Annotated in this window: 20 protein-coding genes and 2 pseudogenes; 15 read left to right on the top strand and 7 right to left on the bottom strand. The window is 47.5% G+C overall.

Annotated elements, in window-relative coordinates; translation table 11 throughout:
- Positions 1-91: 91 nt before the first annotated feature.
- The 4 genes and pseudogenes from AADH33_RS08470 to AADH33_RS08455 all read left to right on the top strand — a co-directional run.
- On the top strand, positions 92-628 hold the full coding sequence (locus AADH33_RS08470; protein ID WP_100749255.1) for a gamma carbonic anhydrase family protein: 537 nt from the start codon (positions 92-94) through the stop codon (positions 626-628).
- A 169-nt stretch (positions 629-797) separates the two neighbouring features.
- Positions 798-1241, top strand: a pseudogene (locus AADH33_RS08465) (RNA-guided endonuclease TnpB family protein); the annotation flags it as partial.
- A 222-nt stretch (positions 1242-1463) separates the two neighbouring features.
- Positions 1464-2456, top strand: coding sequence for an IS110 family transposase (locus AADH33_RS08460; protein ID WP_105244335.1), 993 nt, complete (start codon positions 1464-1466; stop codon positions 2454-2456).
- Positions 2446-3114: pseudogene (locus tag AADH33_RS08455) on the top strand (transposase); the annotation flags it as partial. The gene AADH33_RS08460 and the pseudogene AADH33_RS08455, both read left to right, overlap by 11 nt.
- A gap of 81 nt (positions 3115-3195) precedes the next feature.
- Here the strand turns inward: AADH33_RS08455 and AADH33_RS08450 are convergent.
- The gene (locus AADH33_RS08450; protein WP_348548614.1) at positions 3196-3633 is read right to left on the bottom strand and encodes a hypothetical protein; all 438 of its coding nucleotides are present in this window, start codon (positions 3631-3633) and stop codon (positions 3196-3198) included.
- Positions 3634-3798: 165 nt separating this feature from the next.
- Here AADH33_RS08450 and AADH33_RS08445 point away from each other — a divergent pair, with 165 nt between their 5' ends.
- The 3 genes from AADH33_RS08445 (at position 3799) to AADH33_RS08435 (ending at position 6034) form a co-directional block, all read left to right on the top strand.
- Positions 3799-4506, top strand: a complete 708-nt coding sequence (locus AADH33_RS08445) for an HAD family hydrolase (RefSeq protein WP_348548613.1) — start codon at positions 3799-3801, stop codon at positions 4504-4506.
- Positions 4507-4610: 104 nt separating this feature from the next.
- A protein-coding gene (prfB, locus tag AADH33_RS08440) for a peptide chain release factor 2 (protein WP_348548612.1) occupies positions 4611-5706 on the top strand; the annotation gives its coding sequence in 2 pieces (ribosomal slippage) (positions 4611-4682 and positions 4684-5706; 1095 coding nt in all).
- Between the two features lie 43 nt (positions 5707-5749).
- Positions 5750-6034: a pyrimidine/purine nucleoside phosphorylase gene (locus tag AADH33_RS08435; RefSeq protein WP_348548611.1), complete on the top strand. Its 285-nt coding sequence runs from the start codon at positions 5750-5752 to the stop codon at positions 6032-6034.
- An 85-nt stretch (positions 6035-6119) separates the two neighbouring features.
- Here AADH33_RS08435 and AADH33_RS08430 read toward each other — a convergent pair whose 3' ends face one another.
- On the bottom strand, positions 6120-6608 hold the full coding sequence (locus AADH33_RS08430; protein WP_348548610.1) for a GNAT family N-acetyltransferase: 489 nt from the start codon (positions 6606-6608) through the stop codon (positions 6120-6122).
- Between the two features lie 182 nt (positions 6609-6790).
- On the opposite strand from AADH33_RS08430, the gene AADH33_RS08425 reads away from it, so the two are divergent.
- The 8 genes from AADH33_RS08425 to AADH33_RS08390 all read left to right on the top strand — a co-directional run bounded on the left by AADH33_RS08425 (position 6791) and on the right by AADH33_RS08390 (position 19630).
- Entirely contained in the window at positions 6791-7945 is a 1155-nt protein-coding gene (locus AADH33_RS08425; RefSeq protein ID WP_348548609.1) for a DNA topoisomerase IB, read from the top strand.
- A 304-nt stretch (positions 7946-8249) separates the two neighbouring features.
- On the top strand, positions 8250-9947 hold the full coding sequence (locus tag AADH33_RS08420; protein ID WP_348548608.1) for an AMP-binding protein: 1698 nt from the start codon (positions 8250-8252) through the stop codon (positions 9945-9947).
- Between the two features lie 180 nt (positions 9948-10127).
- On the top strand, positions 10128-10904 hold the full coding sequence (locus tag AADH33_RS08415; protein ID WP_348548607.1) for an SDR family NAD(P)-dependent oxidoreductase: 777 nt from the start codon (positions 10128-10130) through the stop codon (positions 10902-10904).
- A 99-nt stretch (positions 10905-11003) separates the two neighbouring features.
- Positions 11004-11516, top strand: coding sequence for a L,D-transpeptidase family protein (locus AADH33_RS08410; RefSeq protein WP_348548606.1), 513 nt, complete (start codon positions 11004-11006; stop codon positions 11514-11516).
- Positions 11517-11701: 185 nt separating this feature from the next.
- Positions 11702-14299 (top strand): ATP-dependent chaperone ClpB, encoded by a 2598-nt coding sequence (clpB, locus tag AADH33_RS08405; RefSeq protein WP_348548605.1) that lies wholly within the window; start codon positions 11702-11704, stop codon positions 14297-14299.
- 204 nt (positions 14300-14503) lie between these two features.
- Positions 14504-15772 (top strand): PQQ-dependent sugar dehydrogenase, encoded by a 1269-nt coding sequence (locus AADH33_RS08400; RefSeq protein WP_348548604.1) that lies wholly within the window; start codon positions 14504-14506, stop codon positions 15770-15772.
- 313 nt (positions 15773-16085) lie between these two features.
- Positions 16086-17714: a BCCT family transporter gene (locus AADH33_RS08395; protein WP_348548603.1), complete on the top strand. Its 1629-nt coding sequence runs from the start codon at positions 16086-16088 to the stop codon at positions 17712-17714.
- A gap of 263 nt (positions 17715-17977) precedes the next feature.
- A complete protein-coding gene (locus AADH33_RS08390; protein ID WP_348548602.1) occupies positions 17978-19630 on the top strand; it encodes a BCCT family transporter in 1653 nt (550 codons plus the stop codon).
- 190 nt (positions 19631-19820) lie between these two features.
- Here AADH33_RS08390 and AADH33_RS08385 read toward each other — a convergent pair whose 3' ends face one another.
- The 5 genes from AADH33_RS08385 to AADH33_RS08365 all read right to left on the bottom strand — a co-directional run bounded on the left by AADH33_RS08385 (position 19821) and on the right by AADH33_RS08365 (position 24058).
- The gene (locus tag AADH33_RS08385; RefSeq protein WP_348548601.1) at positions 19821-20174 is read right to left on the bottom strand and encodes a hypothetical protein; all 354 of its coding nucleotides are present in this window, start codon (positions 20172-20174) and stop codon (positions 19821-19823) included.
- Between the two features lie 190 nt (positions 20175-20364).
- The gene (locus AADH33_RS08380) at positions 20365-20733 is read right to left on the bottom strand and encodes a DUF3144 domain-containing protein (protein WP_083608521.1); all 369 of its coding nucleotides are present in this window, start codon (positions 20731-20733) and stop codon (positions 20365-20367) included.
- A 72-nt stretch (positions 20734-20805) separates the two neighbouring features.
- On the bottom strand, positions 20806-21972 hold the full coding sequence (metK, locus tag AADH33_RS08375; RefSeq protein WP_198335556.1) for a methionine adenosyltransferase: 1167 nt from the start codon (positions 21970-21972) through the stop codon (positions 20806-20808).
- 492 nt (positions 21973-22464) lie between these two features.
- On the bottom strand, positions 22465-23160 hold the full coding sequence (gene nth, locus AADH33_RS08370) for an endonuclease III (RefSeq protein WP_348548600.1): 696 nt from the start codon (positions 23158-23160) through the stop codon (positions 22465-22467).
- A gap of 55 nt (positions 23161-23215) precedes the next feature.
- A complete protein-coding gene (locus tag AADH33_RS08365) occupies positions 23216-24058 on the bottom strand; it encodes an RnfABCDGE type electron transport complex subunit B (RefSeq protein WP_348548599.1) in 843 nt (280 codons plus the stop codon).
- Between the last annotated feature and the right edge of the window lie 394 nt (positions 24059-24452).

Raw genomic sequence — 24452 nt, 5'->3', positions numbered from 1 at the left:
ACAGTTGTCTTTGCCACAATGAGTCGTAACATCATGAACCGTAACATAGACCAATTAACCACAGCGTTTTTTAGTAGGACAAGGAACCGTTATGATTTACCAGTATATAGACAAAACCCCTGAATTTGCTAGCCCCTTTCATGGCTGGGTGGCTGATAGCGCACAAGTGATTGGTGATGTGTATTTGGGCCATCAAGCCAGCGTCTGGTTTGGTGCGGTGATTCGCGGTGACAACGAGCGCATTCATATCGGTGACTATAGTAATGTACAAGAAAACAGCGTCATCCATACCGATGCAGGTATCGAAGTCAAAATAGGCAACTATGTGACGATTGGGCATTTGGCAATGTTGCACGGCTGCGAGATTGGCGATAATAGCTTAATCGGAATCGGTGCGGTGGTGCTCAATCATGCCAAAATCGGTAAAAACTGCATCATCGGTGCCAAAGCCTTGGTCACAGAAGGGAAGGAAATCCCAGACAACTCACTGGTCATGGGCGCACCGGCCAAAGTGGTGAAAACCCTGACGGATGAGCAAGCAGCGATGTTAAAACTATCGGCCATGCACTATAGTGAGCGCTGTCAGAAGTTTAAAACTGGCCTCAAAGAAATAGCCATGCCTGAATGATAAGAAGTAATAAATGGCGGATATGAGTGGCTCATTTTGTCGTTTCTCGTTTTATCATCCATCGCCGTAAAACCACATCCTTCTAGGGCGTGGATATCAGGCGTCAGCCATTGTCGTACAATATTGCGAGTGCCTTGATAACCAACTGCATTGAGATCATAATTATTCCATGAAAACGCTCAAACTACGCATCAAAGACAAACACGCGAGTCAGCTCAATACCTTGGCTGGGTCGGTTAATTTTGTCTGGAATTACGTTAATGAGCTTAGTTTTAAACACCTTAAGCGCACAGGCAAATTCTTTTCAGCTTATGATTTGGCCGCTTACACTAAAGGTGCGGGTGACTACCTGAATCTGCACAGCCAAACCCTACAAGCCATCTCTGAAACCCATGCCAAAAGCCGTAAACAGTTTAAAAAAGTCAAACTCAACTGGCGCACCAACAACCCAAAGGCCAAGAGAAAGAGTTTGGGCTGGATTCCGTTTAAAAAGACCGCCATTAAATATCTAGGTGTTAAGAAATCAGGTAAAAAGTCTTTAAAAAGCACCCTGCAATTTAGCTTAGCTAAAGGCAAAAAGCTGATCATTGACTTATGGGATAGCTATAACCTTGTATCTTGAATAACCACTTAATACTGCCAACGAAAGTTGATAAAATAAAGTAATTATTCATGAGCATTGAGAGTATGAGTATAACCTTAGTGCCTAGACACTGTGTAAGAGATTATGCCCAATGCTCATCCCATCATCTTCATATTCTGAATGGTATCCAAGTGCCTCGCCATCTACCAAGGTGTCATGAGTGACACTGCATAGACAAGGGAAGACAATAAGATGACACACTATATCGGCATAGACGTCAGTAAAAACAAGCTAGATATCGCCTGGCTCAAAGCCACTGATAATCTCAAATTTAAAACCAAAGTCTTTAAAAATGATTACAGTGACTACGCTGCTCTTATCAACTGGCTCATTGCTAACATCACTGACGACTTAAGTAATATTCACATCACGGTCGAGGCCACAGGAGTCTATCACGAGAACATCGCCTACTACCTATTTGATAAAGGTCTTAACGTCAGTATTATCAATCCTGCTTATATCAAAAGCTATGCTGCTAGTTTAGGAAGTCGCAACAAGACGGATAAAAAAGACAGTATGTTATTAGCCCGCTACACCTATAGTGCTAAGCCTAAATTATGGACACCGCCGCCAGCAGAGGCGCGTCACCTCAAGTCATTATTGTCGCGCTTAGACGCACTACAAGAAGACTTACAACGTGAGCTGAATCGATTGGAAAAAGCGCAGGCCACAGACACCGCTCCTATCGTTAAAGCTTCTATTGAGCATATGATAGCCTCTTTGCAAGCCGCTATTGTTAAGCTCAATGGTGATATTGATGACCATATCGATCATCATCACAATTTAAAGCAAGATCAGACTCTACTACAAACTATCAAAGGCGTCGGCCCTGTTGTCTCAAAGCAGATGGTGTCGCTGATGCATAATAAGCAGTTTAGTCAAGCGTCACAAATGGCCGCCTTTTTAGGCTTAGTTCCCAAACATAGTGAATCAGGGCTATTTAAAGGCAAGTCTCGCTTAGCAAAGAATGGCTCAAGTGATATCAGAGCCAAACTGTATATGCCAGCGCTAGTCGCCATTAAGCATAATCCTGATATTAAGGCGCAGTATGAGCGACTGCTTGCTAATGGTAAGTGCAAAATGCAGGCTGTCTGTGCAGCGATGCGCAAGCTTGTGCATATCTGTTTCGGTGTGATTAAACATCAGCAGTCTTACCAAGCAAAAGTTGAGCTAATTAGTGCTTGATTTGGCTTTTTTAAGATGGTATCTCTCGCTCTATACCATTAACACCTGTGAGCTGGTACAAGATGCACGAGGCAGATGGTATGCCTGTGTGACGGTTAAAGAATCTCCAAAGATTAAGTGCGGCGCTGGCCAAGTCGGTATTGATTTAGGCTGTAAAGATGCCGCAGTCAGTAGTGAGGGTGATCAGCTACAAATCAAAGTCACCCATCAATACGCAGAAAAACTGGCCATTGCCCAAAGAGCCAAAAACAAAAAACGGGTTAAGGCGATACACGCCAAGATTAAAAACACCCGCCAAGATCTGATTCATAAATTTACATCAAAGCTTGTTAAAGCCAACAACTTAATTGTGGTTGGTAAAATCAAATCAAACTCATTCACTTCATCCAAACTGGCCAAATCCGTCTATGACGCTGGTTGGTTTGACATAAAGCGGCAACTGGATTACAAATGCGCGAACGCAGGTTGCCACTATATCGAAGTGAATGAAGCGTACACCACCCAAACCTGCTCGTGTTGCGGCTCTCGCCAAGACAGTCCGAAAGGTAGATCAGGGCTTGGTATAAGAGTATGGTTTTGTCGTTCTTGTAAAACGACCCATAACAGAGATGTTAATGGAGCAAAAAACATTCTCGCGGTCGGGCTTGACCGTCTTTAGTAGGAATCCCCGTTCCTTTAGGTCGGGGAGGAAGTCAACCGTTGTTCGTCTTATCGTCGCTGACATTGTGGTTGCGCGTATTTACGTCATGACCAGCCAAATAACTGCAAAGATAGCAATACCGATCATCAGACCTCGAAAGATATCATGGCGTATAGAGTAGTCGTCGAGATAAGCGTTATTGCCAGCTTGCTGATTGTGTAAGGCATTGACGCTCTCGGCACCTGCGTTTTTGCCGACAAAAAACCCAATAATGGCACCCAAAACCAGCAGGATGGGCGTAAATAACCAAAAAATATCGCCCGTGCCTAGATTGAATAAAGAGCGAATCGCGACGATAGCAAGATCGATAAACAACCCGCCAGCGCCATACAGCAAAGCTGTCAAGAGCGCATATAAGATACGTGCCATCGGAGACTGATAATCCTCTCCTCGTTGCCGCCGTCTAATCTCTTTGATAGAGCGGGCAGGGCGTCTCGGTCGACGAGCGGTGGTGGACTGGGGATTGGGCGTTTTCATAAGGTTCTCTGTTTTTATTATAAAGTTAGCATAATTTTGTTTACTAAACAGTAATATTCACCAAATATTACCGAGTCATGGAAGATGGGGTGCCACCAACTATCACCCAACTTTTAACCCTTCTTTACCAATCATCGTTTTTATAAATCACCATAAGGTTTTATTATGCAGGCAGCACAACCGATAGCAAAAGAACTGGCGCTTTTTGATTTGGATCATACTTTGCTCGATGTCGATAGTGATTATCTTTGGGGCGAGTATATCGTCAAGCACAATCTGGTCGATGAGGCCGAATATCGTACGGCCAATCAAAAGTTTTATCAGGACTATATCGAAGGCACGCTCGATGCCACTGAGTACAATGAGTTTGTCGCCCAGTTTTTGAGCAGCTTGCCGATGGAGAGGCTACATACGTTACGCGAAGACTATATCAAGTCTGAGATCGAGCCACACATCCGCCCAAAAGCAATGGAGGTGCTCTGTCAGCATGTGGAAAAAGGGCATGATGTGGTGATAATCTCCGCGACCAATGATTTTGTGGTGTCTGCCATCGCAAAGCGTTTTGGGGTCGAGGCTGGCAATGTATTATCGACGCCGCTTGAGATAAAAGACGCCCGCTATACGGGCAAGCTCACCGACAAGCCAAACTTTAAAGAAGGTAAGATTTATCATCTCGATAAGTGGTTAAATAAGCAGCAGCTCGCTGGCGTTCGTTTTGAAAAAACTTATGCGTATTCAGATTCTAAAAACGACATCCCGCTGCTAGAATGGGCGGACGTCGCAGTCTGCGTGTCTCCTGATGACGCGCTGCATGCTCATGCGCTGGCGCATCGCTGGGCGGTCGAAGATTGGTCGATTGAGGCTGGTCAATGAGCCGCTACCAGGCAGCGCACAATTAATCCATTATGTAACCGTAATCTCATTTAAAATAGCGCCCGAGTGCGACCTTTATTTTTTAGCAAAAAACAGGACTATTTATGGAAATCAATCCGTATCAAGAAAAAATCAAAGACTTATCTGAGCGAGGACAGGACCTTCGGAGGTATCTTTGACTTTGATGGTAAGCAAGAGCGCCTAGAAGAGATTAATTTGGAGTTAGAAAACCCCGAGCTATGGAACGATCCTGAGCGCGCGACCAAGATTAATAAAGAAAAAAGTCAGCTTGATGGTGTCATCGATGTGGTGATATCGCTTGAGACTACCTTGGCAGATGCCTCTGCCATGCTCGAGCTGGCAGTAGAAGCAGAGGATGAGTCACTACTGAGCGATGTGCAAGCAGCGCTCGACGATGCTGAAGAACGTGTGGCAGATTTAGAATTCCGCCGGATGTTTAGCGGCGAGATGGACCCAAACAACTGCTATTTAGACATTCAGTCGGGTAGTGGCGGCACCGAAGCACAAGACTGGGCTGAGATGCTGCTACGGATGTATACGCGCTGGGCGGAGTCGCATGGCTTTAAGGTCGAGGTCATTGAGGTGTCGTCTGGTAGTGTCGCTGGGATTAAATCAGCGACGATCGAGATCAAAGGCGACTATGCGTTTGGCTGGCTGCGTACCGAGATTGGTGTGCATCGCCTAGTGCGTAAGTCACCATTTGATAGCAACAATGGCCGTCATACGTCATTTGCCGCTGTTTTTGTTTCGCCTGAGATTGATGACAACGTCGAGATTGATATCAATCCGGCCGATCTGCGTATCGATACCTACCGCTCATCGGGCGCGGGTGGTCAGCACGTCAACACCACTGACTCTGCGGTGCGTATTACCCACGAGCCAACTGGCGTGGTGGTCACGTGCCAAAACGAGCGTAGCCAGCATGGCAACAAAGCCACTGCCATGAAAATGCTGCGTGCCAAGCTTTATGAGCTTGAGATGCAAAAACGTATGGAAAAACAGCAAGCGGTCGAAGACAATAAGTCTGACGTCGGCTGGGGCAGTCAAATTCGCTCGTATGTGCTCGATGACTCACGTATCAAGGACTTGCGTACTGGCGTTGAGACGTTTAATACCAGCGCGGTACTCGATGGTGATCTCGATCAATTCATTGAAGCCAGCCTTAAAGCAGGACTGTAAGGTTTATCAACACATTTTAAACACCATTACTTAAGGAAAAGTTATGCCAAGCGTAAATAGTTATTTTGACGATAAAGTCACGTCGATTGCCTTTCAGACAGCCACTCTACCAGCGACTGTCGGCGTGATGGAAATTGGGGAGTATGAATTTGGTACCAGCGAATTTGAGACCATGAGTGTGGTGAGCGGCGCGTTGACCGTTAAACTGCCAGAAAGTAGCGAATGGCAGACCTTTGACGCCGGTCAACAGTTTACTATTGAAGCGGATAAAAAATTTCAAGTCAAAGTTGAGGTTGAGACTGCGTATTTATGTGAGTATGGTCAGTAAGTCATTTTTGTACAATAAGCTTATTAGCAAGAAAAACGCCAAGTACCTGATACTTGGCGTTTTTTTAGCAACATGAAAGTTTTTATCATAAGTTTTTGCGGTACTGCACCATATCAGTCAGGCTGGCAAGCTTGTCGTACAGTACGCGCGCGGTTTGATTGCTGTCTTGGGTTGTCCAATAGACGCGGTTACAGTTTTGCTGGTTAGCAAAGTCATAAACATATTCAATTAGCGCCCGACCAAAGCCTTGACCGCGCACCGATTCGTCAATATACAAGTCTTCTAAATAGCAGCAGTCTGTTTCATTCCATGTATTGGGATGCAATACCACATGAACTATGCCAACCAATACCTTGTCTTTAAATGCACCAAACCCATAAACAGGCGTGCCACTATCAAGCAGTTTTTGCCATGTGGCTTTTGAGGTGTCGAGCGGCAAGTTGGTGTCATAAAATGTCAGATAGTCTTGCCAAAGGCTTAGCCACGACTCATAATTTGCGTCAGTTAACGGCGCTATTTGTGTAGCATGGTTTTGCACAACATTGTTATTTTGCATACTTTTGTCTTCAGTCATGATTTAGATGCTTTCAATAAAAAATAGATGCCAAATTATGCCTGAAAACCGAACTTTTGATAACCCTTTTATCTTGTTAGTTTTACACACCATTACACATTATCTGCGTCAACTGCATAGCAAGTCATGCCGATTTTATTTATCTTAAACAAGAGGATAAATAATCAATAAAAGGCAGGGCTATGACAACCAAACAGACGATAAGCGATGACTTGCGCCACGATTATGAGCGCTTAGCAAAGCGCGCCAATTTGCGCTACGTCAGCGACGATGAGCCGGGATTTACGCGCAGGCGTTGGGGCCGCGGGTTTACTTATAAAGATGCCATCGGCAACACGGTCAAATGCAAAAAATTTCGCGCGCGCTTTGAGGCGCTAGTCATCCCGCCGATGTGGTCAGAGGTGTGGATATGCCAAGACGAAAAAGGCCATCTGCAATCGACAGGCCGCGATGACAAAGCGCGCAAGCAGTACCTGTATCATCCCGAATGGAATCGCGTGCGCGATCACGCCAAGTTTGCCGCGATGATAGGGTTTGCGACCGCGTTGCCCACGCTGCGGGCGCAAGTTGAGACAGATTTAGAAGCAGCGCCGCTATCACGCGCCAATGTATTAGCTGCGGTGGTCAAGTTATTGGAAACTACCCTCATTCGTATCGGTAATAGCCGCTATGCAAAGATGAATAAAAGCTATGGCCTGAGTACGCTGCGCAGTAAGCACGTGAGCGAGACGGATAACGGTCTGGCATTTGACTTTGTCGGCAAAAGTGCCAAAGAGCACCATATCGAGCTGCAAGACGAGCGCTTGATTGAGATTGTGCAAGCCTGTAGTGAGCTGCCAGGGTATCAGATTTTTAAATATTTAGATGAAAATGGTGACAAGCAAGTTGTGGATAGCAGCGATGTCAATGACTACTTGCGCCGTCATCTGTGTGCGGCTACAGAGGCGCACAAACAGCCGAGCAGCGATGACTTGGAGGGTCTTACATCGGGCAGATTGTACAGTGCAAAGGACTTTCGTACTTGGATGGCCAGTGTACTGGCAGCGAGCTATCTGTATGATGAGCTGCAGACCTCGGCGGGCCGGACAGTCTTAGCCAGCGCGCCTGCTAGCAAGGCGCGTCAGCAGCTGGTTACCGATATGGTGAAGAGCGTGGCCGAAGAGCTTGGCAATACGCCAGCGGTATGCCGTGCTTCTTATATTCATCCGATGCTTATCGAACGGTTTTTGGCAGGTCAGTTTTTTGAAGCGTACCAAAACGCCCGACGCGGCCGTAGCAAAAAGCACCAAAGCTGTGAAGAAAAAGCGCTATTAAGCTGCCTGTGTACTTGGCAATAACCTGTGGGCTTAGCAATGAGACGCTATGTCGCATAAGCCTGCTATGGCGATGATAAGTCACATGCAATTGCGCTGAACGGTCGTGACTACATAAAGAAATAATATAAAAATGATACGCTATGTATTGAAATAATAAGTAAAATGCGTTACTAATAGCGTATAGACAATAAAAACCGCCCATAGGATAGGGCGATTTTACAAGTGAGACAGTGGTGTTTTGATTCATGAGCATTTTTACCCATGATGTCATGCGCCGCTGTTGTCACTTGTCATCAATGACCTGCAAGTGCTAAAGGATTGGCTTATGACTACCTCATCGACCCCCACGACAACTCACACCGATACGCGCCAACACTACCGCGATTATTATCAAAACTTTAATATCAATAACTTATTGACCGAAATATATGGCGAGCATCTGGACGACCAGCGAAATGCCTACATGGCCTGCTGCGGGCGTCATGTGCGTGATGGGCGGGGTGAGCATCTCGCACTCGTACACGAAGACACAGCAGGCAACGTCACGCGCCTAAGTTTCGCTGAGCTTGATAAGGCCAGTGGTCACGTTGCCAACTTGCTCCAGTCGTATGGCGTGCAAGCTGGTGATCAAGTGGCGACCATGCTGCCGCGCACACCTGAGCTGCTGACTATTGTATTGGCGACATGGCGTATTGGTGCCGTGTATCAGCCGTTATTTACCGCTTTTGGCTATGAGTCGATCAAATACCGTATGGATAAAGCCAATACCAAAGTGGTATTTACCAACTTTGAGAACCGCGGCAAGTTTGAGGATTTGGCTGAGCAAGCCAAAATGGTCTTGGTGGGCGGCGACGATAGCCAGCAGGACCATGGCTGGAGTGACGATCTTTATGAGGAGGTGGTAGCAGCGCAGTCATCTACAGCGGCGCCTGTGCTCTTGGAGACAGATGCGCCATTTTTGCAGATGTTTACCTCTGGGACCGTCGGTAAATCTAAGGGCGTCAGCGTCCCTCTCAGCGCGCTCTCGGCTTTTTATCTATATATGCGTTATGCCATCGATTTGCGCGCCGATGATAATTACTGGAATATGGCCGATCCTGGCTGGGCCTATGGGTTGTATTATGCCATTACAGGGCCGTTGCTGATGGGCATCACCACCCATTTTAATGAGTCAGGATTTGATGCAGAAAACACGCGCGACTTTATGGTGCGTCATAAGATTACCAATTTGGCCTCTTCGCCCACTGCCTTTCGTATGATGAAATCCAGCGGCGTGTTTGAGCAGGCGCATGATGATAGCGATGCCGCGTTATCTCTACGCTGCGCCAACTCGGCAGGCGAGACCTTAAATACCGAGGTCGTCAACTGGGTGGAGACTTATCTAAATTGCAAAGTCTGTGATCAATATGGACAAACTGAGACGGGAATGACGTGCTGCGAGCACCATGCTTTGACCCATGAGTGTCCTGTCGGCTCAATGGGTATGGCGCTTCCAGGGCATACCCTCGTCGTGTTGGATGATGACATGAATGTCTTGCCTGATGGTGAGCAAGGCCAGCTGGCGGTGGTGGTCAGTCAGTCGCCCGCGTTTTATTTCCGTGGTTATAGCTGGAATGAAAAAGACGCCTTTGTCGGTGATTACTACCTAACAGGCGATGTGGTCGAACGTCATAGTGACGGTAGCTATTGGTTCTCAGGGCGTGATGATGACATCATTATCACCGCAGGCTACCGTGTGGGGCCGACTGATGTCGAAAACACCGTACTGGAGCATGATGCGGTGGCAGAGTCGGCTGCCGTCGGCGTACCTGATGAAGTGCGCGGTCATACCATCAAGTCGTATGTGGTGCTAAAGGACGGTATCGAAGGCTCAGATGAGCTGGCCAAAGAAATACAAGCTCTAGTACGCAAGCGTCTATCGACACACGCTTATCCGCGTGACGTTGAGTTTGTGGCAGCATTGCCCAAGACCCCAAGTGGCAAGATTCAGCGCTTTTTGCTGCGTAGTTTGTCTGCGGCATAAGCCAAGAAAAACGCGCCGATATCAAGACGCGGCTATATTAAGGGCGACTGTACGTCAGTCGCCGCCTTATTAGCTATATTAGCTTAAGATGAGCACTGCATCATGCACTGTCTCAAATGTTTTTCCGTACAATATAAAGACTACCATGCAAAGAATACCAGACAAATAAAAGGAAGGATTATGCAAATTGAACAACACAGCTTTTTGGTAACGGGCGGTGCATCAGGCCTTGGCGAAGCCGTGGTACGGGCGATCGTCGCTCAAGGCGGCAAGGTGATCATCGCCGATTTAAATGAATCGGCAGGACAGGCACTGACTGATGAGCTGGGCGAAAATAGCCGTTTTGTACGCTGTGATATCACCAGCGGCGAGGCGGTGCAAGCAGCAGTAGACACGGCCGAACGAGCCTTCGGCGGTCTGCAAGGCTCTATCAACTGTGCGGGCATTGCGGTCGTACAAAAGCTGCTCGATCGTGAAAATACACCTGCCGATCTTGAGGCGTTTAGCCGCGGGGTTCATATCAATCTCGTGGGGTCTTTCAACGTCGCGCGTTTGGTAGCGGCTAGCATTGCTAAGCGCGTGGCAGCAGGTGCTTACGCGTCAAACGCGGACAACGGTATTATCATCAATACCGCCTCTATCGCCGCCTTTGATGGACAAGTTGGGCAAGCCAGCTATTCATCATCAAAAGCTGGGGTGGTCGGGCTGACCTTGCCGCTTGCACGCGAGCTGTCGCGCCACGGCATCAGAGTCATGACCATCGCGCCTGGTGTTTTTGCCACACCGATGATGGACACCATTCCCGAAAAGGCACGCGAGCAGTTAGAGGCAGGGGTGCCGTATCCCAAGCGTTTGGGTGCTCCAAACGAGTTTGCCAAATTGGTCACTCATATCATTGATAACGCTTACCTAAACGGTGAAGTGATTCGCCTTGATGGCGCGATTCGTATGGTGTAATCGCGCTTTTAGCGTATTCATAGTTTTTGCACATATTTGACACAGATTTTTGTTATTTTATAAAAGCCCATTACTGGTGGATTATAAAAGGCAAAGACTGTGTCATTTTTTCGTTTATACCCCAAAAAAATCATCCTGCTGTCCTTGGTGATGCTTATTGTGCTCGGCGCTGGCTGGGCCGGCCTGACAGGCTACAAAGCGCTCGCTGCAGCAAATCACTCTGACAAAGGCCATCAAACTGACCTTGCAAATATCACGATTGACAAAGTCTATGTCGATAAGTCCGAGCGCGTACTCAAGCTGATGAGTCAAGGCGCAGTCATCAAAACCTATGCCATTGCGTTAGGGGATAATCCAGTCGGACATAAACAACAAGAAGGCGATGAGCGTACGCCGACTGGTGATTATACTTTGGACTATAAAAATGAGCATTCGATTGCGTATCGCTCTATTCATATCAGCTACCCGAATGCCACCGACTCTGCGCGTGCTAGAAATAAAGGGGTCAATCCAGGCAGTGATATTATGATTCACGGTCAGATGAATGGCTTTGTTCAAACGCGTATAACGGCTTTGTTTTTAGGAAGTGATGTCTTGAAACGCACGGCATAAAACCTTATGAAGAAGGATAAGTTTATATCATTGCTATTAGTAAGGTTTTTCTGGTTTATACCTTGAAATACAAGGTACTATACCCTATATAAATATCAACTAAAGGCGAGTAGGCGAGTCTAATACTTATAACAGTCTGCTGCCATTTTGACCAATAACATACAGAAATATCAAAGGATAAATCAATGAGATTTGAGAAATTTACCCAAAAGCTGCAAACAGCCATCTCCGAGGCGCAAAGCCTGGCGCTGGGCCGTGACCATACGGGCATAGACCCTGTGCATTTGCTGGCTGTATTGCTACAAGATGAGTCCAACTTAGCTATCTGTCAGCAAGCCGGCGCGTCTATTCCAGCATTAAAAAATGGCGTGGCAAAAGCGCTCGATAATCAAGCAACGATTAGCGAGCCGACAGGTGATGTCAACCTAAACCCAAACTCAGTGAAGATTTTAAACCTAGCCGATCGCCAAGCGCAGAAGGCAGGTGATGACTTTATTGCCACTGAATGGGTGATATTGGCACTTGCTGAACAAGGCGAGACCAAAAAAATCTTTGAAAATGCAGGCGTGACAGCCAGTCAGTTAAAGGCTGTGATCGAAAAGTTACGTGGAGACGAAACGGTGGACAATCAAAATGCCGAAGATCAGCGTGATGCGCTAAACAAATATACTATCAACTTAACTGAGCAGGCTGAGCTGGGTAAGCTAGACCCTGTCATTGGCCGTGACGAAGAGATTCGCCGTACCATTCAGGTGCTCTCGCGCCGCACCAAAAACAACCCCGTGCTCATCGGTGAACCGGGTGTCGGTAAGACAGCCATCGTCGAAGGCCTAGCACAAAAAATCATCAATGGCGATGTGCCAGAAGGTCTACGCCGTAAGGAAGTGCTGTCGTTAGACTTAGGCGCGCTTATTGCGGGGGCAAAATTCCGCGGTGAGTTTGAAGAGCGTCTCAAAGCGGTTCTGAGTGATTTGGCGAAGCAAGAAGGCAACGTCATCTTATTTATTGATGAGCTGCACACCATGGTCGGCGCTGGTAAGTCAGAAGGCGCGATGGATGCAGGCAATATGCTAAAGCCTGCACTGGCGCGCGGTGAGCTACACTGCGTCGGCGCGACGACGTTAGATGAGTATCGTCAATACATCGAAAAAGATGCCGCGCTTGAGCGCCGCTTCCAAAAAGTACTGGTCGATGAGCCAACGGTTGAAGACACCATTGCGATTTTGCGTGGTCTAAAAGAGCGTTATGAGCTGCATCATGGTGTCGATATCCAAGACAGCGCGATTATTGCGGCAGCGCGCATGAGCCATCGTTATATCACCGATCGCAAGCTGCCTGATAAAGCGATTGACTTAATCGATGAAGCAGCCAGTCGTCTGCGTATGGAGATGGACAGTAAGCCTGAAGCGCTTGGTAAGCTTGATAGCCGTTTGATTCAGCTAAAAATGCAGCGCGAAGTACTCAAAAACGAAGAAGATGCCGGCGCGCAAGCAGAGCGTAAAGTGCTTGATAGCCAAATCGAAGAGCTAGAAAAAGAGTACGCCGATCTCAATGAAGTCTGGCAAGCGGAAAAAGCGCTGGTCAAAGGCTCTCAGCAGCTAAAAGACGAGCTGGACAAAGCGCGTATCGCTTATGACAAGGCCAGCCGCGAAGGCGACTACGAAACCATGAGTAAGCTGCAGTACGAGACGATTCCGCAGCTTGAGCGCCGTATCACAGAGTCTGATTTGGCCGAGCAAAAAGAGCTGGCAGGTGATAATGGCGGTGCCAAACTGCTGCGTAACAAAGTCACGGACAACGAGATCGCAGAGGTGGTGGCCGCCGCGACGGGTATTCCTGTCAGCAAAATGCTGCAAGGCGAGCGTGACAAAATGCTGGCGATGGAAGACAAGCTGCATGAGCGCGTCATCGGTCAAGATGAAGCAGTCGAAGCGGTTGCCAACGCTGTGCGTCGTAGCCGAGCTGGGTTGTCTGATCCCAACCGCCCATCGGGTTCGTTCTTATTCTTAGGGCCTACGGGGGTTGGTAAAACTGAGCTGACCAAATCACTGGCCAACTTCTTGTTTGATAGTGAGGATGCCATCATCCGTATCGACATGAGTGAGTATATGGAGAAACACAGCGTCAGTCGCTTGGTGGGCGCGCCTCCAGGCTATGTCGGTTATGAAGAAGGCGGCACCTTGACCGAAGCGGTACGCCGTAAGCCTTATAGCGTGATATTGTTTGATGAGGTCGAAAAAGCGCATCCTGATGTGTTTAATATCTTGCTACAAGTGTTAGACGATGGACGTTTGACCGACTCACAAGGCCGCGTGGTCGACTTCAAAAACACGGTGATTGTGATGACCAGTAACTTAGGCTCTCACAAAATCCAAGAGATGGTCGGCGAGAGCTATGAAGACATCAAGTCTGAGGTGATGGATTCGGTCGGACAGCATTTCCGCCCAGAGTTTGTCAACCGTATCGATGAGATTGTGGTATTCCATCCGCTTGGCATGTCGCAGATGGCTGGTATTGCTGACATTCAGTTGCAGCGTCTACGTCAGCGTATCCAAGAGCGTGAGATGGATATCGAGCTGTCAGCCGATGCGATGAACAAACTAGTCGCTGTCGGTTATGATCCTGTGTATGGCGCGCGTCCACTAAAACGTGCGATCCAGCAAGAGATCGAAAACCCATTGTCATTAAAGCTATTGGCTGGTGACTTTGTCGCAGGTGATATCATCAAAGTCGATGTCGGCGCAGATGATCAGCTGACATTTGATAAGCTCAGAATGAGCTAAATCAAGCGTTCGTTTTATTCATTGAGTTAGTTTAGCGGTCTCTGCTAACTAATGAAAAATCCAAAACCCCTTATTTGCCTATTTTTATATGGTCAGGTAAGGGGTTTTTTGTGTCAATATTATTTACCGTTCGCATTCTTTGATTGTGGTATAAATAATGATAAAGCACATAAAAAGACGGCAAGATTAAGGAGGTAAATCAGGATGATTATTATTAAAAAAAGAATAAAAACGCCGTTGCTACTATCGCTCGTGGTAGCGTCACTGCTGTTTAGTGCCTCTGCATGCTCCAATCCTGCAGCCGTCAATACCGACGCCGATCTGACAGAATACAAAGAAGGCCAAGCCGCAGCGCGCGATTTGGCGGCCAATACCGAAAGACCTATCTTTGATACACAAGCGCTCGCCAGCTTTGATGAGCCTTGGGCAATGACAGCACTACCAACGGCGGATAATGAGTCCCCCAAGCTCTTGGTGACCCAAAAGACCGGCGAGCTGTTTGTCGTTGATACTGCCACGGGTAGCAAGACAGCCGTGGCGGGTATACCGGCAGTAGCCTATGGCGGGCAGGGCGGTCTGGGTGACGTTGTCCTAGCGCCTGATTTTTTTACCTCTAAGCAGATATATCTCAGCTATGCTGAGTCAGGTACAGGCGGCGATAGGGGCAAGTTTGGGGCAAAAGTTATCAAAGCGGCACTAACGGGGCTGGATACTGAGACGCCAAGCTTACAAGCGCTGATGCCTATCTGGGAGCAAACGCCAAAGGTACGCGGTCAAGGTCACTATAGCCATCGTTTGCTCTTCTCCCCTGATGGTCAGTATCTATATATCAGCTCGGGCGATCGCCAACAAAAAGCCCCCGCGCAGGACATGAGTGGCAACTTGGGAAAAATCATACGGCTACATCCAGATGGCTCTGTGCCAAAGGACAACCCATTTACCGATGATAAGTACGAGATTGCCAAGCAGTTTTGGTCGATAGGTCATCGCAATGTCCTTGGTATGGTATTTGATGATGCAGGCAGACTTTGGGCGCATGAGATGGGACCGCGCGGCGGTGATGAGTTTAATTTGATCAAAAAAGGTCGTAACTACGGATGGCCGGTCGTCTCAAACGGCCGCAATTATAATGGGACTGATATTCCTGATCATGATACGCGGCCTGATTTTGCTGCGCCTCATATCACTTGGACGCCTGTTATCTCACCGTCCTCAATGAGCATTTACGTATCTGGCCGTCATAACGACTTTCCTGCATGGCAAGGGCATGCGCTTATCAGTGGCTTGTCTTCACAAGCGCTGATGGTGGTGCACCTTGACAGCAACAATGGCAGTAAGAAAGCAGGTGAGCGCTATCGGTACGATATGGGGGAGCGGATGCGTAGTGTGTTGGCCGTCGATGGGCGAGTGTGGCTGCTTGAAGACGGCAAGGATGCCAAGCTGTTACAGTTGGTCAGTCGGCAACCTCTTTAATAAAACCAAAATAGAAATATAGTATCAACGGATAAGTCTATCGATCGCAATACCGCTGATGAGTTTGTCGATGAAGAGTTACTAAAGGATCCGCCAAAGATTGTCAAAGGTGACTAGTGTTTATGTGCAGGCCATCGCCGAGAAAAACAGTGTTAATTCAACGTGTTAAGTCACCTATTAAACAGTCATGCCGCAATAGCTCTGAGAATTCAGGGCTATTTTTTTGTATCAAAACTTAACAATCGAGGGTGAGGTTTGATAAATGGGTAACATATTGTTAAGGTAACTCACCCTAACATATTGGATAACTAAGATGAGTGAACTCAAAATAGGTCGCTTAGGGCCTTTTCCGCGAGTAAATAAACCGGTGTTTATTGCATCTGCAATATTGATTGTGGGGTTTATTATATTCGGCGCTTTGTTTCAAGAGCTAGCAGATACGATATTTACTAGTGCACAAAGCTTTATCACCAACCGCTTTGGTTGGATGTTTATTATTTTAATGAACGTGGCCGTGGCGCTGTGTTTGTATTTAATCTTTAGCAAATACGGTGATATCCGCTTAGGTCATCAAACCGAAACCCCGCAATATAGCCTACCATCTTGGATAGGTATGCTGTTTTCAGCGGGTATCGGTATCGGTATCATGTACTGGGGCACCGCAGAGCCTGTCTATCACTTTATGGCGCCGCCACTGGGTGAGGCCGAGACAGTAGAGGCTGCCAAACAAGCGATGAATATCTCGTTTTTGCATTATGGGATACACGCTTGGGCCATTTATGCCATCGTGGCGTTGTCATTGGCTTACTTCCATTTTCGCCGTGGTTTGCCTCTGTCGATTCGCTCTAGCCTCTACCCAATATTGGGCCAAAAAATCTATGGCAAGTGGGGGCATACGGTCGATACACTAGCGGTCTTTGGTACGATGTTTGGCGTGGTCACCACATTAGGTTTTGGCGTACTTCAGATTAACTCTGGACTTGAGGGGTTATTTGGTTTACCTAATTCTGTCACCATGCAGGTGATCTTAATTGCCTTTATCACCATGCTTGCCTGCGGCTCATTGCTAATGGGTTTGGATAAGGGTATCAAACGCCTAAGTGATACCAATATTGTTTTGACCTTTGTGTTGTTAGGGTTTGCTTTTATCATGGGACCCACACAGTACATCATGGACAGCTTGGTCGAAAACACCGGCAACTATATACAAAACATCGTCCAGCTCAGCTTTTGGAGTGAGGCCTATAGTAAAGGTGATTGGCAGTCTTCATGGACGATATTTTACTGGGCATGGTGGATCAGCTGGTCACCATTTGTCGGGGTGTTTATCGCGCGTATCTCTCGTGGCCGCACGATTCGTGAGTTTTTGCTCGGCGTGTTATTTATTCCGATGATTATTTTGTTTTTCTGGTTCACGACCTTTGGCGGTGTCGCAGTAGACATGGAGCTGATCGGTAACCCTGGGTTTATCGAGGTGGTACAAAACGATTATGGTAGCGCTATCTTTAAACTGATGGAGTTTTATCCATTTACCAAAGCCACGACGATGTTGATCGTCCTGATGATTGTGTTGTGGTTTGTGACCTCATCAGATTCGGCCAGCTTTGTCATTGACATGTTGACCGCTGGCGGCGATACCAATCCGCCTAAGATTCAGCGTTTGTTTTGGGCCATTATGCAAGGTCTGGTAGCGGCTATTTTATTGGCAGCGGGCGGGCTTGGCGCCTTGCAAGCGGCGGCTATCGTCGCAGGGTTTCCCTTTGCTATCGTGGTATTTGTCATGTTGTATGCCATGATACGTGGGTTCAACCGTGATGAGTTGATACTGTATCGTGCCGAACAGCGCTTTATCACTGATGAGTCGATTGAGCACAATACCGCCAATGAGTTTGCGGATGAAGAGTTACTAGAAGGTCCGCCAGAAATTGTTAAGGGTGACTAAATCATCGCTTATTGAGCGAGAAGTGACTAGGGCATGCCCGTAATACATGCTCTATATAGAATAAAAATATTTTGATACGCATTAAAGCCCCAGTTTCTTTGGAAGCTGGGGTTTTGTTTTTAGTTTGGTTAGCAAAATAGGGGCAAAAATCCCCTAGCACGGCATCATATTTTATTTATATACAAGGGCATCATCGCGGCGTTAGATTTGATAATTCATCAATGTCTTGATATGGTGACGCTCTTTTAATTTTGGAAAGATCTATGGATCATGTGAAAGTTGGCCGAGTCGGCCCTTTTCCGCGAGTAAGCAAACCTGTTTTTTTGACCTCAGTCATTTTAATTACACTATTTATTATTTTTGGCGCACTGTTTAATCAGCAAGCAGAAATGGTGTTTAACCAAGCAAAAGCCTTTGTGTCTTTGCGTTTTGGTTGGTTCTTTATTGTCGTGATTAATACTACCTTGTTGATGAGTGTCTATATGATACTCAGTCGATATGGTGATATTCGTTTGGGGCATCAAAATGAGGAGCCTGAATACAAACTGCTCTCGTGGATAGGCATGCTGTTTTCAGCAGGTATCGGTATCGGGCTGCTGTACTGGGGCACCGCTGAGCCGCTATATCATTATATGGCGCCGCCGCTGGGCGAAGGGGAGACAGTTGCTTCAGCTAAGCTTGCGATGAATATCTCGTTTTTACACTATGGTATTCATGTTTGGGCGCTTTATGGCATGGTGGCTCTGGCTTTGGCTTACTTTCACTATCGCCGCGGCTTGCCGCTGGCTATCCGCTCGACTCTATATCCTATATTGGGCAAAAGAATCTATGGCGGCTGGGGTCACACAGTCGATACCTTAGCCGTATTTGGTACGATGTTTGGGGTGGTGACGACCTTAGGGCTTGGGGTGCTGCAGATTAACTCTGGTCTTGAGAGTTTGTTTGGCCTTCCAAATAACACCAGTGTTCAGGTTGTCTTGATTGCCATCATCACTGTTTTGGCAGGGATGTCGCTGTTTTTAGGCTTGGATAAGGGCATCAAGCGCCTAAGTGATATCAATATCTTTTTGACCATTATCTTACTGAGCTTTGTGATTATCTTAGGGCCCACGCAGTTTATTTTTAATAGCTTTGTAGAAAACATCGGTAACTATGTACATCAAGTGATTCCATTGGGGTTTTGGACGGAGTCCTATGAAGGACAAGAAAACTGGCAGGCTTCTTGGACGATTTTTTATTGGGCATGGTGGATCAGCTGGTCGCCATTTGTGGGTGTGTTTGTTGCGCGTATCTCTCGTGGCCGTACCATTCGTGAGTTCACCTTAGGGGTGTTATTGATTCCGGTGGCCATATTATTTTTATGGTTTACCGCTTTTGGGGGTTCTGCCGTTCATATGGAGCTACTAGCGGCGGCCAGTCCTGATTTGCTCAGCCCAGGTCTTGTGGAGGCGGTCAGGGCCGATACTGGTAGTGCGATATTTAAGTTGATGGAGTCTTATCCACTGACGTCGGTGTTTAATTTACTGATTGTCCTGATGATTGTATTGTGGTTTGTCACTTCCTCTGATTCGGCCAGTTTTGTGATAGATATGCTGACCTCAGGCGGTGATACAGATCCTCCAAAAGTTCAGCGTTTGTTTTGGGCAGGTACAGAAGGGGTGATCGCTGCGGTACTGCTCGCGGCAGGGGGGTTGACCGCGTTACAAGCTGCGTCTATCGTGTCAGGCTTACCTTTTGCTGTGGTGATTTTGGTCATGATGTATTCGCTATTACGCGGATTAAGCCGAGACCATCTGATTCTCTATCGTCAGCAGCAGTGGTTTCTTACCGAAGAGTCAGCCGAGCACAACTCAGCAAATGAGCTGCCTGATGAGGATTTTTTAAAAGGTCCGATTGAGCTAAAGCGAGAAGACTGATTTTCGTGCGTGACTATTTGCCTTTTAAGCATATCTTATTGCTTTACAAATACCCAGCTTAGCAAAAGCTGGGTATTTTTATGGCTGCCATTATTAACAGCCAACAGTGAAGTGCCAGTAGTGAAGTGAGGGGCACGGTGCCTATCGGTATTTTGACAACATCGTCATAACGTCATCATAAAATCGTCGTTTATAAACACTCGCCTTTGACATAGCCTATCGCCTCAGGGGTGCTACAGGCCGAGCAAGCGTTGCCAGCGGTACGGTAGCTTATCAGGTTGCCAGTTTTACCCTTCACACAAACAGGATCGTACTGCGCGGTGCACATGGTTTTTTCAGGGTCAAAGGGTGGGCACTGCGAAAACACACCGTTGGGTAGTTGGTGAGAGCGGGTAGGCTGGGCTGGTGTGCTTTCAGGAATTGTTATATCAGGCAAAGAGCTACAGCTTGCTAAGGCAAGTAGTAATGGCAGGCCTAGCATATATTTGATAAGTGGCCGCTTTGCTATAAAAGCCCAAGCGTTGCTCATGAAGGGGGGCATCATTATATCTCCTTATATAAGTGCAATAACGTCCGATTGTCTTACGTGGTAGCGTTGTCTACTGTTTATAGTAGCGTATTTACCATCAACCATCCAGCCGATAGACCTGCAAAAGTATATAGGCAATAAAAAACCCAAACTGATGATCCAGTTTGGGTCTGGTACTTATGATTATGATAAAACCAAGTAATGATTATTCCGCTGGTTGGTCATCTTTATTTAGCTGCACATATTTATCGAAGTTTTGGGCATAGTCAGTGAGGTTGTCGCTGAGCATTTGACGATACTGCTTGACATAAAACTCGACGATATCGTCTTTTTCTTTGGCAAAATCCTCACCCTTCACAAAGCCAATAGACGCAACTGACGCGCTATAGCGGGCGGCGGCATATAGTAAAGAAGCGCCGACTTGGCCGGAATGAGCATTGGGGCCTAGCTGGCTGTTGGCAACCCCGATGATGGCATCAGCACGCTGATAAAACGCCTGCATTTCAGGGGTAATCTCAAGGCTTGCATCAACAGTGTTGTCTTGAGCGTTGTCTGGATTGGTATCTTGAGACATAAGCGACTCCTAATAAGTATCGGTGGTTTTAAATGGATAATATCAATATATCAATGCGACTCAGTCGGGCGATTACAAGCCTGCGTCTGCTTTTAATATCTCAGCTTTATCGGTTTTTTCCCACGTAAAGGCAGTTTCTGAGCCTGGACGGCCAAAGTGACCAAAGGTGGCGGTTTGCTGATACATCGGCTGCAACAAGTTGAGCATACGAGTAATGCCATAAGGACGTAAGTCAAAGTGTGTGCGAATCAGACGAATGATCTCTTCGTTGCTGATCTTACTGGTGCCAAAGGTGTTGACGGAGATTGAGGTAGGTTCGGCGACACCGATGGCGTAGCTGACTTGTACTTCACAGCGATCAGCCAATCCTGCGGCCACGATGTTTTTGGCGACATAACGTACCGCGTAGGCCGCGCTGCGGTCGACTTTTGATGGATCTTTGCCACTAAAGGCACCACCGCCGTGACGTGCCATACCACCGTAAGTATCCACGATGATTTTACGCCCCGTCAGTCCTGCATCACCGACAGGCCCACCAATCACAAACTTACCTGTGGGGTTGATATGATAGCGTGTACCCGCGTGTAGTAGGTCGGCTGGTAGCACTTGCTTGATGATAGATTCCATAACGGCTTCTTGTAGATCTGCTTGCGAGATGCTTGGGTCGTGCTGTGTGGATAATACCACCGCATCGATCGCTACCGGAAGATTGCCGTCATATTTTAGCGTGACTTGTGCTTTGGCGTCTGGACGCAACCAAGGCAGCTCGCCTGCGCGGCGTAGCTCGGACTGACGCTCCATCAGGCGATGAGCAAACTCAATCGGTGCTGGCATCAAGACGTCGGTCTCGTTACTGGCATAACCAAACATCAATCCTTGGTCGCCGGCACCTTGCTCTTCAGGGCTGCTGCGATCGACGCCCTGCGCGATCTCAGGCGACTGTTTACCCAGCATGTTGATGACAGCGCAGGTCTCGCCATCAAACCCCAGATCTGAATGATGATAACCAATACCATTGACCGTATCACGAACGATGCGCTCCACATCGATGTTTGCGGTGGTGGTGACTTCGCCGGCCAATATCACCGCTCCTGTCTTGACCAAGGTCTCACATGCCACACGGGCGTCTAGGTCTTGCTGTAAAATGGCATCAAGAATGGCATCTGAGATTTGATCAGCCATTTTATCTGGGTGGCCTTCGCTCACAGATTCTGAGGTAAATAAGTTGTATTCGCGCATAATTAGATCGCTTAATTGAATCGATAAAGGTAGGAAAAGCGGCACGGTTTAGCGTGGCTTTCATTCATATTGGCCGCGTGATTGCTCAGTTGGCGGATAATGGGTATTGCTAAATAATTGACAATCAGTATCGGTCGTAATATTTATTAAAATCAGTTTGCCGCCGCATAGCGTTAACCATCGAGCAGTCATTATGGATAGCATAAATGATGAATAGCATAAGTGGCACTGAGCCGCCCAAAAACACAGGCACATAGACGTGCCACGCTTATCATCTCAACGCTTGTGCAGTCACGCCTGTGCCCTTTACTACTGACGGTCACCGTCGTTGTCATCTGTTAGCACAAAAATAAGGGTATTCTACCTTGAAATGTCGCAAAACTCTAGTGAGCGACGTTTGCTGTCACATAAGAAATGCTCAATAAAAGGGTTGGGGCGATCAAACGACAGAGTCATGGCTATCGGTATGACCCTCTGTTTCATGCCAAGGGGTTATAGCTCTACAAATTTGGCTTTGTCTTTAAACATACACTCATCATAAACCGGGCAAGCACCGCATTTTGGCGTACGTGCTTGGCAAGTATAGCGCCCGTGCAAGATCAGATAATGATGAGCATCGACGATAAAATCTTCTGGGATACGCTCAATGAGCTTTTTTTCGACGATTAATACGGTTTTGCCCGTGGCCAGCCCTGTGCGGTTACCCACTCGAAAGATGTGAGTATCGACCGCCATTGTCGGCTGACCAAAGGCAGTGTTGAGCACCACATTGGCGGTTTTACGGCCGACCCCTGCCAGAGACTCTAGGTCTTTGCGGTTATCAGGGACAGTGCTATCAAACTTTTCAATCAGGTCTTGGCAGGTCTTAATGACGTTTTTGGCTTTTGAGTTATACAAGCCGATATTTTTGATATAGGACTTTAACCCTTCTTCGCCAAGCGCTAGTATGGCCTCAGGCGTATTGGCTACAGGATATAGTTGCTGGGTGGCGATATTGACACTCACATCCGTCGCTTGTGCGGACAAAATCACGGCGATGAGTAGCTCAAAGTTACTGTTATAATTGAGCTCGGTGACGGGCTCCTTAATCGTCTCGGCCAGCTTTTCAAAAAAAGGCCGCACGTTGCGATTGGGCATGCGTCTGGAGGGCGGGGTCTCAGCGGTTTTGTGTTTGACCGTTTTACTCATGGTGTTTGACTTTATTTGATATGTTGTTGTTGGGCGTGAATGATCGAATCACTCATTAGCATAATTGTGCCAGCTCGGCTTGCAGTGTCTCAAGCTCGGCTTGCTTTTTGTCATTGGCGCGCACCGCAAGCTGCTTTTCTAACTTTTTGATTTTGGTGCGTAATTTGGCCGCGGCAATGGTGTTTTTTGCTTGAGCTTCGCTGATATCAACCGCTTGGCTGGTGGCGTTATTGAGTTTGGCCTCGACCATACTGACTACCGGCTTGGTGTTGCTGCTATCGCTTAGCTGCTCAGCGACGCGGCCTAAATGCGTATGATAACGCTGGCGCAAATCTTCTTGCTCAGCCCGCCGCTCAGCGTCACTAAGCGTACGCTCGATAGTGACCAGATCGATACAGTCAACGGGACAGGGCGCTAGGCAAAGCTCACAGCCCGTGCACAAGTCGGTAAAGATGGTATGCATGTGTTTACCAGTACCGACGATGGCATCGACGGGGCAGGCAGGGATACATTTGGTGCAGCCTATACAGTCCTCTTCGCGGATGATAGCCCGCACCTCAGTTGGGCGCTCGGAGCTGGCATCTATCGGCCACTGTGAAGGAGCAGCGGCGGGGGTTTGGCCTTGCTGATAACGCTCTGTATCGACAATTTGTGCGATCGCATCCGTCACGGGCTGGCCGCCAGGCACGCATTTATTGTATGGCTCGCCATCTACAACGATGGCGGCCGCGTATGGCAAGCAGCCGTCGGGATGCTCGCATAGGCCGCACTGCGTCTGTGGCAGGCAGGCATCCACCGCTGCAATCTGCGACGAGACATCAGCAGGCAGCGTGTCAATCTGTAGGTCATCAAATAATATGGGCAGATTGATCAGACGGATAGGGGCGTTACTTTGCATGTTATTAAAAACCTTAACACCAGTACAAAAAGGGTGTTGGTATATAGTTGATCTCTCATAACGCTACTGGCTGGTTTACGAGCGTTTCGCTTGCCTGCCTTTATGAGCGTGATGAAAGTATGGCTATTGGTGGGTGATAAATGACCATCGCTGCGTTCAGGCGGTCATTTTAAATGGATGATAACAAAATCACAATATTGGCGCATCCTCGTCCGCGCATCATCTTTGCCAAAAAGTCTTGCTGAGATGGGCAGGCAAGGTTATAGAGCACTGGTCAAGGTCAAATCTGGTCAAAGACGCTGGTAGTCATGCGTCACTATCACGTTGGCGCGTTGATGACACATTGGCATATTGACACATTAGCGCGTTGATACATTGGGCTAAATGATTGACG

It is taken from the genome of Psychrobacter sp. KFRI-CH2-11, from assembly GCF_038239325.1.
GTDB classification, from domain to species: domain Bacteria; phylum Pseudomonadota; class Gammaproteobacteria; order Pseudomonadales; family Moraxellaceae; genus Psychrobacter; species Psychrobacter celer.
Note: the sequence above shows the minus strand (reverse complement) of the source record. Positions and strands in the feature narration are given on the sequence as shown.

Bases quoted from the DNA above. Each gene is read 5' to 3' on its own strand.
- AADH33_RS08470 (WP_100749255.1), top strand. From the start codon at position 92: ATGATTTACCAGTATATAGACAAAACCCCTGAATTTGCTAGCCCCTTT.
- AADH33_RS08460 (WP_105244335.1), top strand. From the start codon at position 1,464: ATGACACACTATATCGGCATAGACGTCAGTAAAAACAAGCTAGATATC.
- AADH33_RS08450 (WP_348548614.1), bottom strand. From the start codon at position 3,633: ATGAAAACGCCCAATCCCCAGTCCACCACCGCTCGTCGACCGAGACGC.
- AADH33_RS08445 (WP_348548613.1), top strand. From the start codon at position 3,799: ATGCAGGCAGCACAACCGATAGCAAAAGAACTGGCGCTTTTTGATTTG.
- AADH33_RS08435 (WP_348548611.1), top strand. From the start codon at position 5,750: ATGCCAAGCGTAAATAGTTATTTTGACGATAAAGTCACGTCGATTGCC.
- AADH33_RS08430 (WP_348548610.1), bottom strand. From the start codon at position 6,608: ATGACTGAAGACAAAAGTATGCAAAATAACAATGTTGTGCAAAACCAT.
- AADH33_RS08425 (WP_348548609.1), top strand. From the start codon at position 6,791: ATGACAACCAAACAGACGATAAGCGATGACTTGCGCCACGATTATGAG.
- AADH33_RS08420 (WP_348548608.1), top strand. From the start codon at position 8,250: ATGACTACCTCATCGACCCCCACGACAACTCACACCGATACGCGCCAA.
- AADH33_RS08415 (WP_348548607.1), top strand. From the start codon at position 10,128: ATGCAAATTGAACAACACAGCTTTTTGGTAACGGGCGGTGCATCAGGC.
- clpB (WP_348548605.1), top strand. From the start codon at position 11,702: ATGAGATTTGAGAAATTTACCCAAAAGCTGCAAACAGCCATCTCCGAG.
- AADH33_RS08400 (WP_348548604.1), top strand. From the start codon at position 14,504: ATGATTATTATTAAAAAAAGAATAAAAACGCCGTTGCTACTATCGCTC.
- AADH33_RS08395 (WP_348548603.1), top strand. From the start codon at position 16,086: ATGAGTGAACTCAAAATAGGTCGCTTAGGGCCTTTTCCGCGAGTAAAT.
- AADH33_RS08390 (WP_348548602.1), top strand. From the start codon at position 17,978: ATGGATCATGTGAAAGTTGGCCGAGTCGGCCCTTTTCCGCGAGTAAGC.
- AADH33_RS08385 (WP_348548601.1), bottom strand. From the start codon at position 20,174: ATGATGCCCCCCTTCATGAGCAACGCTTGGGCTTTTATAGCAAAGCGG.
- AADH33_RS08380 (WP_083608521.1), bottom strand. From the start codon at position 20,733: ATGTCTCAAGATACCAATCCAGACAACGCTCAAGACAACACTGTTGAT.
- metK (WP_198335556.1), bottom strand. From the start codon at position 21,972: ATGCGCGAATACAACTTATTTACCTCAGAATCTGTGAGCGAAGGCCAC.
- nth (WP_348548600.1), bottom strand. From the start codon at position 23,160: ATGAGTAAAACGGTCAAACACAAAACCGCTGAGACCCCGCCCTCCAGA.
- AADH33_RS08365 (WP_348548599.1), bottom strand. From the start codon at position 24,058: ATGCAAAGTAACGCCCCTATCCGTCTGATCAATCTGCCCATATTATTT.